A 13,352-nucleotide genomic window follows, 5' to 3' on the forward strand; every position below is an offset into this window, starting at 1 on the left:
ATTTGATATAAGGAAAACAAGATGCAAGTTAATAAAGTACTTAAGGGTTTGGCTGTAGCGCTGCCTATGTTTACTCTGGCGGCATGTAGCTCAAGCGACAGCTCTACCGACAGCACTGGCACTGAAACAAACAACGGTTCACAAACCACTGTTGTGACTCCAGTTGATGGCGGTCAAGGCAGCCTGACTGAGCAAGAGATCCGTAACAACGAACTGCGTCAGTCTCAAACTGTTTACTTCAGCTTCGACGACTACTCTGTTCTGCCACAGTTTGAAGATATGCTGGATGCACATGCAGAATTCCTGCGCGCTAATGCAGATATCAAAGTCGTTGTAGAAGGTCATGCAGATGAGCGTGGTACTCCTGAGTACAACATCGCGCTGGGTGAGCGCCGTGCAAATGCAGTAGCTAAGTACCTGCAAGCACTGGGTGTACCAGCATCTCAAATTTCTATCGTAAGCTATGGCGAAGAAAAGCCACTGGTTCTTGGCCAGGGTGAAGAAGCTTACGCGAAGAACCGCCGTGCGGTTCTGGTTTACTAATCAAAGGTAAATCTTATGAACAGTAACACTTTGCGTGCTCTATCGCTGGCGTTACTGGTGAGTGCGGCAGCCCCTGTGGCTGCCGCACCTGCTCCGGTGACTGAGTTGGGCGGTAGTGGTAGCTCTGTTGAGCGCTTGGAGCGAATGCTGGAAGCTCGAAACCAGATGCAAATCGACATGCAGCGCCAACTGGACCAGATGGCGAGCGAACTCGATGAGTTGCGTGGCACGGTCGAAAGAAACAATTACGAATTAAATCAGATGCTGGAACGTCAGCGCGATCTTTACCGTGAGATTGACTCGCTGAGAAACGCGAGGCCGGCACCTGCTGTTGAAGTGAAACCTCAGGAAAGTACTTCAACGGAAAAGTACTCGGCGAATCAGTCTGAGAATACGGAATATGATGCGGCAGTGAATCTTATCCTGAAAGAGAAGAACTACGCTGGTGCAACACAAGCGTTTAATGCTTTCTTGGCTAAATACCCTGAGTCAATTTACAAGCCCAATGCGCATTATTGGCTGGGGCAACTCTACTTCTCAAAAAGCCAGTTGGACGATGCGAAGAAAAACTTCACGGCGGTGAGCCAGTTTGCTAAATCAAGCAAACGTGCCGATGCACTGTTGAAGTTGGGCATTATTGCTGACCGTCAGAAAGATACGGCAACAGCCAAAACCCTCTTTAAGCAAGTTGTGAAGGAATATCCCGGAACAACCACGGCAAAACAAGCAGAGAAGCAATTGAGTCAATAACGCCGAAAAGTCTCACTCAAGAAAGCCAGCATGATTGCTGGCTTTCTTGTATCTAAATGAATCAACTTGGGTGTCATCGATATTACGCTTTAGCGTCATAAAAGATGAAAACTCGATACCAAGCTGGGTATAATGTCCGGATTGGAAGCCAAATCTGAGTAAGTTGATGAGCCAGATTATTAATACTGCAGAGACAGTATATCCTTTCCCTCCGAAGCCGGAGGCCTTGTCCGAGCAACAGAAAACTGACTACATCGCGAGCATCAAGCAACTGCTTGAGGAAAAAGATGCAGTGATGATTGCTCACTACTATACCGACCCTGAAATTCAGGCGCTGGCCGAAGAAACCGGTGGTTTCGTCGGCGACTCCCTGGAAATGGCGAAGTTTGGTAACAAGCATCCTGCCAAGACCCTTCTGGTTGCTGGTGTTCGGTTTATGGGCGAAAGTGCCAAAATCCTTACTCCGGAAAAAACCGTTCTGATGCCAACACTTGAAGCCGAGTGTTCGTTGGATTTAGGCTGTCCGGAAGATCGTTTTACCGAATTTTGTGATGCTCACCCTGATCATACGGTAGTGGTTTACGCCAATACTTCTGCTGCGGTTAAAGCTCGCGCGGATTGGGTAGTCACATCGTCTATCGCCTTGGAAATCGTCGAACATCTCGACGCAGAAGATAAGAAAATCATCTGGGGCCCGGACCGCCATTTAGGTTCATACATCGCGAATAAGACCGGTGCAGAAATGCTGCTTTGGCAAGGCGAGTGTGTGGTGCACGATGAATTCTCCGCGAAAGCGTTGAGAGACATGAAAGCGGTCTACCCAGATGCTGCGATTCTGGTTCACCCTGAATCGCCTGCAAGCGTTGTAGAGCTTGCGGATGCTGTCGGCTCAACGAGTCAGCTGATTAAAGCAGCGAAAGAGTTACCAAACAAGCAACTGGTTGTAGCGACTGACAAAGGCATCTTCTTCAAGATGCAGCAAATGGTGCCGGAAAAAGAGCTGATTGAAGCGCCAACTGCGGGTGCTGGAGCGACTTGCCGAAGCTGTGCCCATTGTCCGTGGATGGCAATGAACGGCTTGAAGGCAATTGAACTGGCATTACGTGAAGGTGGCGAAGAGCACGAGATTTTCGTTGATGAAGCGATCCGGGTGAAATCCCTTATTCCACTGAACCGTATGCTGGATTTTGCCGCGTCTCTGCAGTTGCAGGTTAAAGGTAACGCGTAAGGCAGAGAAAACTAGCCTCTTGAGGAAAGAGCTGCCATTGGCAGCTCTTTTTACACCTGTAGAACGACAATGTTGGTTTAAAGCGTTGGCATAGAGAAGGATGTATTCTCACGCACACTCGCTGAAGGCCAGCGCTGGGTGATTGTTTTGCGTCGGGTATAGAACTTCACCGAGTCTGGTCCATAGGCATGCAGATCACCGAAGAGTGACTGCTTCCAGCCACCAAAGCTATGATAGGCAACAGGAACAGGTAGGGGAATATTGATACCGACCATGCCGACTTTGATGTGATCAGAGAAGTAACGCGCTGCTTCACCGTCACGGGTAAAAATACACGTACCATTGCCATATCTGTGCTCGTTGATAAGCGTCATGGCTTCTTCCATGGAATTTACTCTGACGACTTGCAGTACCGGGCCAAATATTTCTTCCTGATAGCTGATCATGTCTGCGCGAACATTGTCGATGAGTGTTGCGCCTACATAGAAGCCATTCTCATAGCCCTTCACTTCAGGGTTACGCCCATCAACTATGAGGTTAGCGCCATCTTCCGCGGCAGAAGCGATGTACGTTTCAACTTTCTCTTTGTGTTCTTTGGTGATGACTGGCCCAAAATCATTGTCGTTATCGTAAAACGGGCCAACGCGCAGTGATGAAAGCTTCTCAGCCAAACGGCCTACCAATCTATCCGCTACCTCATCTCCTACAGCGACCGCCACAGACAACGCCATGCAACGTTCGCCACTGGAACCAAATGCAGCACCAAGCAGTTGATTTACTGCATTCTCCATATCGCAGTCCGGCATGACAATCGCGTGATTTTTCGCGCCGCCGAGAGCCTGACAGCGTTTGCCGGACTGGCTGGCCTTTTCATAGATATATTGGGCGATGGGTGTGCTGCCGACAAAGCTGACCGCTTCTATACCTTGGCTTTCAATAAGGCGGTTCACTACGGCTTTATCACCCTGAATTACTTGCATGACGCCATCAGGCAATCCTGCTTCTTTTAATAAACCCGCGATGTAGAGCGAGGCACTAGGGTCTCGCTCGGAGGGTTTAAGGATAAAGCAGTTCCCACAGACTAGCGCCATGGGGAACATCCAAAGGGGTACCATAGCGGGGAAGTTGAAGGGTGTAATACCTGCAACAACGCCAAGTGGTTGATGCTCTGACCAGGAATCGATGCCAGCCCCCACATTCTTGCTGAACTCGCCTTTGAGTAACTCGGTGGCAGAGCATGCATACTCGACATTTTCGATACCACGTTGAAGCTCGCCCATAGCGTCATGTTGGATCTTTCCGTGCTCCTCACCAATCAGGCGACAAATGGTTTCCTTGTTGTCTTCGAGCAGCTGTTTGTAGCGGAACATGATGCGCGCACGTTTAATTGCTGGTGTGTTGCGCCACTCCGGGAACGCAGCGTTAGCGATTTCAATCGCTTCATCCACCAACTCCACGGGTGCCAGCAATACATCCTTAGCATGCTCGCCCGTTGCCGGGTTATAAACCGCCTGCTTTCTGGTGCATGTTTCCCTGATCTCTCCGTTGATCAAATGCCCAATATCCATCATTTCCTTTTCTCCTATTTCCAGAGGCTGGTGTAGAGCGTTTTCATTTCATCTTCATTGGGGACTCTTGGGTTGTTCCCGGGGGAACCTGATCCAAACGCCTGCTGGATCATGGTGTCGAGCACGGCGTCGAAGTCATTTTTCACAACGCCCAATTCTTCTAAGGATGGAACTTTCAACTCTTCGTTCAGCGCGAGCAACTCTTGCTGTAGTCGAGTATTGGCTTCTTCTACGCTAGCTGATTCATCCACCAGCCCCATGGCTTTGGCACATTGCGCATAACGCTCGGGACAAGCTGGAATAGAGAAAGTTGTAATGCTTGGCAGCAATATGGCATTGGACAATCCATGCGGAACATGGAAAAACGCGCCGATAGGTCGGCTCATGCCGTGAACCAAGGCAACCGAGGCATTGGAGAAAGCAATACCTGCGAGCGTCGAACCCATCATCATCTTCTGACGTGCTTCAACGTTTTGGCCATCGTGATAAACCTTGCGAAGGTTTGGTGCGATAAGACGCATCGCTTCTAACGCGTTGTAATCACTGAATGGGTTTGCTTTCTTACTGACGTAAGCTTCGATGGCATGAGTAAGTGCGTCTATCCCAGTGTCCGCGGTGATACGAGGGGGGACAGACATGGTCAGCTTGTAGTCCACCAAGGCTGCGACAGGGAGAAAGCCGAGGCCAATACACAGCATTTTTTCGTCGGTATCAGAGTCTGTGATGATGGTGAACTTGGTGACTTCTGAGCCTGTACCCGCCGTGGTGGGTATCGCCACGACAGGAATACCCGATTCGTTGACGATGCGCGGAGCTTTATAATCGCGCATAATGCCACCGTGACAGGCAAGCATGCCGATGGCTTTTGCGCTGTCGATAGCGCTACCACCGCCCAATGCAACAATGCAGTCAGTTTGACTGTCTCGCGTTATAGATACCGCTTCTTCTATCGATTGTGATGTCGGCTCTGGAATCGTGTCAGCGTAAATTTGGCTTTGAATGCCAGCGTCCGAAAGCAGTTCTGTCACCATGGCGGCATAGCCCATCTGAACCATCGTTTTGTCTGTAAGAATCAGCACGCTAGAGGCGTTGAATCCTTTCACAATATCCGGCAAACGCTTGGTCGCGTCTTCGCCAAACTCCATCATCCGTGGCATAGCAACTGAAGTGCTCATTTTGTCGCTCCTATTGTATTTGTCTCAGGTTTTCCGGGAAGGGGTTCTCTGCGAAGTGAACGATATAAGCCGACGGTAGTGGCAATCACGACGATGGAATAGGGGAGGGCAGCTATAATCGATGCCGTCTGTAATGCGCCTAAACCGCCAGCTAGCAATAGCACAGCTGCGACCAGACCGATTGATATGCCCCAAAATACGCGATAGCGCGATGGAGGGTGCTCGTCACCCATTGAAATCAAGGTACAAATCACCAGCGTCGCTGAGTCTGCAGACGTCACGAAGTAAGTGACAAGCATGACGGTACAGATTGTTGCTCCAATGGTAGTGAGAATAGTACCCACATCCATCAGTTCAATGGTTTTGAATAAAGCCAATGTCAGGTCTTCATTGACGGCTTCCACAACGCCGCCGTTACCAAACAACTCGATGTACATAGCGGTATTACCGAAGATGGTGATCCAAAAGGTGGCCAATAGCGTGGGCGCGAGCAGCACGCCCAGCGTGAATTCCCGAATGGTTCGGCCGCGTGAAATGCGTGCGATGAAAATCCCACAGAAGGGTGCCCATGCAATCCACCAACCCCAATAGAAAATGGTCCAAGCGCCTTGCCAGGTATTCTCAGGGTTTGGGTCAACCCAAAGACCAAGCTTGACCACGTTTAGCATGTAGTCACCGAGGTTGGTAAAGAAGGAGCCAATCACATAGGCCGTTGGCCCCAAGATGATAAAGAAAGCCAGCATCACAACGGTGAGTTGCATGTTTAGCTCACTGAGTATTCGGATACCTTTGTTCACACCTGTCAGGACAGAAATGGTCGCAAGAGCGGAGATAGCAATGATGAGAACAATCTGGACTGTAGTACTGATTTCGATACCGAGCAGGTAGTTGAGCCCCGCATTCATCTGCTGTGCACCCAACCCGAGGGAGGTGGCAATACCAAACACCGTCCCGAATACAGCTAAAAGGTCTGCTGCATGTCCTAATGGGCCGTAAATACGATCGCCAAGAAGAGGGTAAAGCCCCGAACGAATAGATAGCGGCAATCCTTTACGATATGAGAAGTAGGCCAGAGACAACCCGCAGATGGCGAAAAGCCCCCAGCCATGCAACCCCCAGTGGAATATTGCTATACGCATGGCGACTTGACCAGCGAGGATCGACTGCGCTTGGCCATCGGTAACAAAGGGATTACTTTGGAAGTGGTACATTGGCTCCGCGATACTCCAGAACAGAATACCAATTCCTATCCCTGCACCGAACAACATGGAAAACCATGAGAAGAATCCAAACTCTGGCTCTTCATCATCCTGACCGAGCTTAATGCCGCCGTAGCGGCTGACAATGAGGTAAAAAGCGATGAAAAGGAAGACGCTCATCAAGCCAACGTAGTACCAAGATAGGTTGGTTGCGATGTAATCTTTACAGTACTTGTATAGAGCGCTGGCCTGTTCTGGCACAACGACAGTATACAAAACAAATAATATGACGAGAACGGAAGAGCCGACGGCCATGAACGGATTAACACCCGCAAAGAGGCCGCCTCCTTCGTTTGAATTAACCTCTGAACTCATTTTGATACTCCTTTTTGAAGTGCTGTGTAATTAAATAAATGATGAGTTTTTACTTAATTCACCTTCTCAACTTTTTATATTTACAGTTTTGCGACTTATAGGTGTCGCATTTTGATATGTTGATGTGGTTTTTACCCGAGGTAGTAACCTTTCATACTTCGATGCTTTTCGACAATTAATAAATTTTTAGCCAATGATATAAAAATAATTATACATAGACGGGGTGTTTCACTATTTATACATTCTTCATATTTGTTTCTGTGTTAATTAGGTTTAAATAGGTAAATTGAATAACGAAAGATTGAGTCTTTTAAACTTCAATGAGAAGGGTATGCCCTTAAAAAAACTGTTGGTTTTAACGTAGTACAAGGAAAATAACGCATGAAAAAACGGCTACCTCCACTGAATTGGCTTAGGTCGTTTGAAGCTGCTGCAAGGCATCTTAGCTTTACCCATGCTTCGCAAGAGTTGCACATTACGCAGGCGGCAATGAGCCAGCAGATTAAGGCGTTGGAAAGTCAACTGGGAGCCGTGCTATTCGTAAGGCTACCTAGGGGGTTGGAGCTGACAGAGGCAGGAGCGGCCTATTTACCAGTTCTCCATGAATCCATCGAAAAGATGAATGAAGTGACCGAAGAGTTATTTGGGAAAGGTAGAAACAAGCTTCTGAATGTTAAAGTTAATCTTGTCTTTTTCGTCAATTGGCTTGCTCCTCGCTTGTCGCGGTTCTACGCTCAAAACCCAAACATTAACCTTAAGATCACGAGTAATATTTGGGTTAATAGCCAAGAGAAATCCTCAGATTGCGACCTAGAAGTGATTTATGGCAATGGTCGCTGGCAACAGTATGAAGCGAGAAGACTAACTTGGGACTTGCTACAACCGGTCTGTAGCCCTCACTATGCTAAGCGTTTTGAGACTAAGCCTTTACCAGATCAAATCGTTACCGAAAACCTGATACATGTCATTGGCTACGAAGATGGTTGGAATCACTGGTTTCAGTCTATTGGCATGCCGTATACCGACTTTAGTCTAGGTAGCCAGTTTGACACATTGGTTAATGCGTTTGAAGTGGCAGCAAATGATGGGGGAATTGCATTGGGTAGGAGTAGTCTTTTACAGCGGTATGTTAAGGAGAAAAGGTTGATCTCTTTATTCGAGCAGAAGGTTTTAACGACAGAAGCATTTTACCTTGTTAATCATAAGTCTCGATTTTTACATCCTCATGCTGAAGCATTTATCTCTTGGGTAATGGAAGAGGTTAATAACGATGAAATTAATAAGGTAAATAGACCTCTTTATAATTGATTTTAATCTTGTGTATTAAAAAATTTATGATAAGGGCAAATTTAAATTAATAGTCGCTAAACTTCAAAGTCATTAACATCCGGCAATGAATTCACCTTCAGGGTGGTTCTCATTCGATATAACTGTCTCTTAGCAAGGAGCGAGATAAATGAGAAATGCGTTGCCGTTTTCAGGTCTTAATGTTGTTGACTTTGGCCAGTATATTTCTGGCCCAGCTGTTGCGATGATCCTTGCCGATTTGGGGGCCAATGTGGTTCATATTGACCCACCCAAAGGGCCTCTTTGGGATCATTCCGCCAATGCTGTTTTAAACCGAAGTAAAACCAATATTAAGTTAGATCTGAAGTCAGGCTCAGATCTCGACAGAGCATTGTCCTTGTGTTCACAAGCTGACGTTATTATTGAAAACTTCCGTCCAGGCACCATGAAAAAACTGGGCGTTGATTTAGAAACCCTACGCAAAACCAATCCCAGCCTTATCACGCTATCACTACCTGGTTTTGCGTCAAACGACCAGCTACGTAAGCAATGGAAAGCAACTGAAGCGGTGATTGCGGCATCTTCAGGTGCATTTACAGACATGGGCTACAACCGGGTGTTGATGGGGTGCGATCCTAGCTTTTCCCCCCTTACATTGGGCTCGGCTTACGCGACCATGCTGGCAGCAAGTGGTGTTTCACTTGCTCTGTTTGAGAGAGAGCAAAGCGGTCACGGCGACCATATTGAAGTACCCGTGGCTACTGCACTAATGGAAGGACTTTCGTATAACTCCATTAATATTGAAGGCATGCCCGAGCGTTACCACACTATGCGGGAAAAAGAGATTACCCGACGTCGAGAAGCGGGGTTACCTATGGATGTAACGTATGATGAGCTTCAGGAGTACCTGGATCCGTTTTATCGTACCTACAAATGCAAAGATAACCGTTATTTCTATGTAGTCTGTCCGTCACACCGTAACCATGCCCGTCGTTGTTTAGAGTTGGTGGGTATTTATGATGAGCTGGTGGCTGAAGGCCTGCCTGACATTGAAGACCTCTATATCCCTCAGTCTCAATGGGAAGCAGAAACTTCTATTGGTGTTTATCCTTTGCCAGCGAACTGGGCTGCAAAAATCTCTGAGAAGATGAAGCGTGTGTTTTTGACAAGGACTTCCGAAGAGTGGGGCAAGCTATTTGGTGAAGGAGGCATTCCCGGTGCGCCGCATCGCTCTACGCAAGAGTGGGTCAACGCCCCTTATTCGCTGGAAAGCGGTCTGATCGTTGAAGTGAATGATCCGGAATATGGCTTGATGAAACAGCCCGGCCCTTTGGTTTGGTTTGAAGAGTTGGGTGAAGAACTGTGCGACATAGAGCCACGGAAATTTGCTGAATATAAGGACGCAGAAAGGCTTTTTAGCCAAACAGGACTTCCTAGGAACTACGAACCTTTGCCCAATGTCGAGCCCGACCGCCAATGGCTGAAAGGCGTTCGTGTTCTCGACCTGACAAATGTTATCGCAGGTCCGCATTCCACTGCGTTTTTGACACGATTTGGGGCAGAAGTTATCAAGTTGGATCCGACCAAGCCAATGTATGATCCGCTGATTGGTGTGTTCTTCAGTTACCTCTCCAATATTGGGAAGAAGAGCTTGCTGCTTGATATGCTGACTGACGAAGGAAAACCCATTTTTGAAGCATTGGTGAAGACCTGCGATATAGTCGTTATCAATGCTCCTTTACGTCAGGTAGAGCCTCTGGGACTTAGTGAGGAGCGTCTAAAAGCATTGAATCCTGATGTCATTTTCTGCCGTCTGGATTGTCTTGGTGGACCTAAGCGCGGAGAGAAAACAGATTACATTGGCTATGACGATATCATTCAAGCGAACAGTGGCATCATGACACGCTTTGGCGGCGCGGAAACACCAGAGGAACATGCTCATCTTGGAACGCTGGATGTGAATTGTGGCTTCGCTGCTGGGCTGGCGATGTCGGTCGCTTTGTATGTGCGGGCGAAAACAGGACAAGTACTGCGTCCCAGAACGTCACTGTCATCTACGACCAATCTGGCACAGATTAAATACAGCCATGATTATGAAGGTGCGCCGCCGTTCGATGAGCCAACTGGTCGCGAAGCGTTGGGTTATGATGCCTTGTCGCACTTCTATCAAACTCATGATGGGTGGCTATATCTCGATGCGACGGAAGCCGATATCAATAAACTCGACACGCTCGAGGAGCTCAGAGGTATTTCGAGGTGTGATGAAGCGGGGCGCAAGATCATGCTTACCAATCAATTCAAACGTAAGCCAAATGATGTCTGGTTGAATAAGCTGTCCCAGTTAGATATTGCAGCAGCACAAACTCGCAGTATTGAATGGTTGAGAAAACGCTATAGCCGACCACAGGATGGTCAGGTGGGGTTTGATTCTGGTAGTTATGCCTTTTCGATCCATGAAGAGCATCCAAGTGGCTATGTGACAACCATGGTAGATCACTATTCGATTCGTCCGAAAGAGGCAAAGATTATTGCAGCTCCGCAAACAGAACGTTTCGGGCGATCGAGCCGGAGAGTTTTAGGTGAGCTTGGATTCGGTGAGTCAGATATCCAGAGTTTGATAGATAAAGGTATCGTGAGTGATGGTTGGTCAGAGGAATTTCTGCCAAGCTGATTCACATGGCCTACAGACCCTAGTAAAGATTAGAGAGACTAAAAAGCCGTCGCTACGACGGCTTTTGTTGTTTTGTGGGGTTTAGCGAAGTTGCCATACGCGGTAGGTTTTACCTTTGATTTTGCCGCTGGAGAGTTTCTTCAAGGCTTTCTTCGCCACGCTGCGCTCAACGGCGACATAAGAACGGTAATCGGTGACTTTGATTTTACCGACTTGTTTACCTTCAATACCATTCTCACCGGTCAATGCGCCAAGAATATCACCAGGGCGAACCTTGCTTTTCTTACCACCATCAATGTGCAGCGTTACCATGGCAGGTGTGCGTGGCACATTGTTCAACACACTGGAATCAGGCAGTGCTGAGGGTTTGATGTCGCGCTCTAGATGATCTTCCAGCAATGCAACACGATAACCATCTTCATCACCGAAGAGGGTAAACGCGGCTCCTTCGCTGCCTGCACGACCAGTGCGGCCAATGCGGTGAATGTGAACTTCGGTATCGAACGCCATGTGGTAGTTAATCACCGCATCTAACGCTTCGATGTCCAAACCACGGGCTGCAACGTCTGTCGCTACCATGATGTTGGTACTTTTGTTGGCAAACTTCAAAAGCATTTGGTCGCGATCGCGTTGCTCTAAATCGCCATGCAGGGCAACCACAGAGAAGCCTTCGTTATCCAGTACAGCGGCCACGTCTTTCACATCACGCTTGGTGTTACAGAACACCACCGCACTTTCTGGCTGATGCTTCAGCAGCAGAAGCTGAAGTGCTTCGATACGCTCGCGATTATTTGCACAGCGGTAGAAATGTTGAGTAATGCTGGTTTCATCGTGGTTTGATTCCACTTTCACCATTAGAGGGTTTGCCATGATTTGCTTGCTGATGCTTTGGATTTGCGCCGGGTAAGTGGCGCTGAATAGCAGCGTTTGGCGGTCAGACGGCACTTGGTCAAAAATAGCATCGAGCGCAGGTTGGAAACCCATTTCCAGCATGCGGTCTGCTTCATCCAGAATCAGTGTGTTCACTTCTTCAAGAGATAGGCGACCTTTTTCCATGTGGTCAAGAATACGGCCAGGTGTGCCCACGATAATGTGTGCACCATGCTCCAGTGACCCAATCTGAGGGCCCATAGGAACACCGCCACACAGTGTCAGCACCTTTATGTTGTGGATGCCACGTGCCAGTTTGCGGATTTCAATGGCGACCTGATCGGCCAGCTCTCTGGTAGGACAGAGCACCAGTGATTGAACGCGAAAACGTTTGACGTTGAGTCGGTTCAGCAATCCAAGACCAAAAGCCGCTGTTTTGCCTGAGCCTGTTTTACCCTGACCGATGACATCTTTCCCATCAAGTATGGAAGGCAGGCTCTGTGCCTGAATTGGCGTCATGGTTTTGTAGCCAATGTCAGTGAGTGTAGAAAGCAATTCATCTTTCAACGGAAGTGTTGAGAAAACTTGATTCGTCACAGGGAGAGTCTCGTTGTCAGTGCCGTTCGAGCGGCGAGTATATTCAGGGGCGCGACTATATCAGGTATGGTTGAAAACTGCGCGAAAACTTTGAAGATAAAAAAGCGGCTCGCTGGCCGCTTTTTTAAACACACGAGGAAAATTGCGGATTATTGTGCTTCAACCATCTGCATGGCTCGCATCGTCAGGCCACAAAGCATCACTGGCATCCCATTAAATACTTCGTCAAACTGCGCAAGCTCTGCTGCACCTTGTTCTTCCATCACTGCCAATGCAGCCTCAGGATCAAACAGCAGACTGATAGAAAGTAGAACACCACCCAGAAGCGCATTTTCTTGAGAGTCTTCAGGCATTAGAGTTTCCCAGTCATCACGGCACAGGGTCCAACCCTGAAGCATACCTTCGCAGTATTCGCGTGTCGCTTCGTTAACGATATCGCTCTCGCTCAGTGCACAGACTTCCGGCCATTGCCATTCGTTTGAAAGTAAAACGCCACGCTGCTCGTTCCACATGGCCACGATGATATTCGCGTATTGCTCGAGTTGTTCATGACTACCGAACGGCGCTTCTTCTTCGCCACCCCACATAAATGCAAGCCATTCACTTGGGTCGATAAGGTGTGGCGCTGCAGCCATTGCAGTCACAAAACCTTCTGTTTGCGTGGCAGATAGCAGTTTTTGCTCTAATCCGTTTTCGGTAATAAATTGTGATAGCGAGATAGACATGAAAAACTCTCTTTTTCTAACAAGGCGCTTATTCTAACAGTCTGAGCTCAAAACAGAGAAAGAAAAGCGGTGAGGGCGTGGAAATCACGCAATGTCGCTTGAATCTTAAACACTTGCACGATTTTTTCAGAAATCTTATTGACCTTAAATCCGTGCTTCCCTATAGTAGCGACCCGTTGAGGCGTATAAGCCCAACGATAATTTGGTGAGTTGTCCGAGTGGCTGAAGGAGCACGCCTGGAAAGTGTGTATACGGCAACGTATCGAGAGTTCGAATCTCTCACTCACCGCCACATTCAAAACCCTAGCAGAAATGCTGGGGTTTTCTCTTTTCTGGCTGATAGAAAAATGATTTTGAAAGTGGG

Annotated in this window: 10 protein-coding genes and 1 tRNA gene; 6 read left to right on the forward strand and 5 right to left on the reverse strand. The window is 48.0% G+C overall.

Annotated features, from left to right (window positions below; all coding sequences use genetic code 11):
* Positions 1 to 21: 21 nt before the first annotated feature.
* From pal to nadA, 3 genes are all read left to right on the forward strand, one after another.
* Complete coding sequence (gene pal / locus VP504_RS17440) at positions 22 to 543, forward strand: peptidoglycan-associated lipoprotein Pal (protein ID WP_062710903.1); 522 nt, start codon at positions 22 to 24, stop codon at positions 541 to 543.
* A 15-nt stretch (positions 544 to 558) separates the two neighbouring features.
* The gene (gene ybgF / locus VP504_RS17445) at positions 559 to 1,293 is read left to right on the forward strand and encodes a tol-pal system protein YbgF (protein WP_325892278.1); all 735 of its coding nucleotides are present in this window, start codon (positions 559 to 561) and stop codon (positions 1,291 to 1,293) included.
* Between the two features lie 166 nt (positions 1,294 to 1,459).
* Entirely contained in the window at positions 1,460 to 2,521 is a 1,062-nt protein-coding gene (nadA, locus tag VP504_RS17450) for a quinolinate synthase NadA (RefSeq protein WP_325892279.1), read from the forward strand.
* A gap of 77 nt (positions 2,522 to 2,598) precedes the next feature.
* Here the strand turns inward: nadA and VP504_RS17455 are convergent, their stop codons facing one another.
* Genes VP504_RS17455 through VP504_RS17465 form a run of 3 tightly spaced genes read right to left on the reverse strand, consistent with a single transcriptional unit; the run spans position 2,599 to position 6,838 of the window.
* On the reverse strand, positions 2,599 to 4,092 hold the full coding sequence (locus tag VP504_RS17455) for a CoA-acylating methylmalonate-semialdehyde dehydrogenase (RefSeq protein ID WP_325892280.1): 1,494 nt from the start codon (positions 4,090 to 4,092) through the stop codon (positions 2,599 to 2,601).
* Between the two features lie 11 nt (positions 4,093 to 4,103).
* Positions 4,104 to 5,264, reverse strand: coding sequence for an iron-containing alcohol dehydrogenase (locus VP504_RS17460; protein WP_325892281.1), 1,161 nt, complete (start codon positions 5,262 to 5,264; stop codon positions 4,104 to 4,106).
* A complete protein-coding gene (locus VP504_RS17465) occupies positions 5,261 to 6,838 on the reverse strand; it encodes a BCCT family transporter (RefSeq protein ID WP_325892282.1) in 1,578 nt (525 codons plus the stop codon). Before VP504_RS17465 ends, VP504_RS17460 begins: the two co-directional genes overlap by 4 nt.
* A gap of 381 nt (positions 6,839 to 7,219) precedes the next feature.
* Between VP504_RS17465 and VP504_RS17470 the strand changes: the two genes are divergently transcribed.
* Together VP504_RS17470 and VP504_RS17475 are read left to right on the forward strand one after the other, a co-directional pair.
* The gene (locus VP504_RS17470) at positions 7,220 to 8,146 is read left to right on the forward strand and encodes a LysR substrate-binding domain-containing protein (RefSeq protein WP_325892283.1); all 927 of its coding nucleotides are present in this window, start codon (positions 7,220 to 7,222) and stop codon (positions 8,144 to 8,146) included.
* A gap of 148 nt (positions 8,147 to 8,294) precedes the next feature.
* Positions 8,295 to 10,796: a CoA transferase gene (locus VP504_RS17475; protein WP_325892284.1), complete on the forward strand. Its 2,502-nt coding sequence runs from the start codon at positions 8,295 to 8,297 to the stop codon at positions 10,794 to 10,796.
* A gap of 81 nt (positions 10,797 to 10,877) precedes the next feature.
* Here VP504_RS17475 and dbpA read toward each other — a convergent pair whose 3' ends face one another.
* Positions 10,878 to 12,263, reverse strand: coding sequence for an ATP-dependent RNA helicase DbpA (gene dbpA, locus VP504_RS17480; RefSeq protein WP_325892285.1), 1,386 nt, complete (start codon positions 12,261 to 12,263; stop codon positions 10,878 to 10,880).
* 149 nt (positions 12,264 to 12,412) lie between these two features.
* Positions 12,413 to 12,988 (reverse strand): UPF0149 family protein, encoded by a 576-nt coding sequence (locus VP504_RS17485; RefSeq protein WP_325892286.1) that lies wholly within the window; start codon positions 12,986 to 12,988, stop codon positions 12,413 to 12,415.
* A gap of 204 nt (positions 12,989 to 13,192) precedes the next feature.
* Between VP504_RS17485 and VP504_RS17490 the strand changes: the two genes are divergently transcribed.
* Positions 13,193 to 13,280 (forward strand) — tRNA-Ser (locus VP504_RS17490).
* Positions 13,281 to 13,352 lie beyond the last annotated feature (72 nt).

Origin of the sequence: Grimontia sp. NTOU-MAR1 (genome assembly GCF_035758505.1) — a bacterium.
GTDB lineage: Bacteria > Pseudomonadota > Gammaproteobacteria > Enterobacterales > Vibrionaceae > Enterovibrio > Enterovibrio marinus.

Bases quoted from the DNA above. Each gene is read 5' to 3' on its own strand.
- pal (WP_062710903.1), top strand. From the start codon at position 22: ATGCAAGTTAATAAAGTACTTAAGGGTTTGGCTGTAGCGCTGCCTATG.
- ybgF (WP_325892278.1), top strand. From the start codon at position 559: ATGAACAGTAACACTTTGCGTGCTCTATCGCTGGCGTTACTGGTGAGT.
- nadA (WP_325892279.1), top strand. From the start codon at position 1,460: ATGAGCCAGATTATTAATACTGCAGAGACAGTATATCCTTTCCCTCCG.
- VP504_RS17455 (WP_325892280.1), bottom strand. From the start codon at position 4,092: ATGATGGATATTGGGCATTTGATCAACGGAGAGATCAGGGAAACATGC.
- VP504_RS17460 (WP_325892281.1), bottom strand. From the start codon at position 5,264: ATGAGCACTTCAGTTGCTATGCCACGGATGATGGAGTTTGGCGAAGAC.
- VP504_RS17465 (WP_325892282.1), bottom strand. From the start codon at position 6,838: ATGAGTTCAGAGGTTAATTCAAACGAAGGAGGCGGCCTCTTTGCGGGT.
- VP504_RS17470 (WP_325892283.1), top strand. From the start codon at position 7,220: ATGAAAAAACGGCTACCTCCACTGAATTGGCTTAGGTCGTTTGAAGCT.
- VP504_RS17475 (WP_325892284.1), top strand. From the start codon at position 8,295: ATGAGAAATGCGTTGCCGTTTTCAGGTCTTAATGTTGTTGACTTTGGC.
- VP504_RS17485 (WP_325892286.1), bottom strand. From the start codon at position 12,988: ATGTCTATCTCGCTATCACAATTTATTACCGAAAACGGATTAGAGCAA.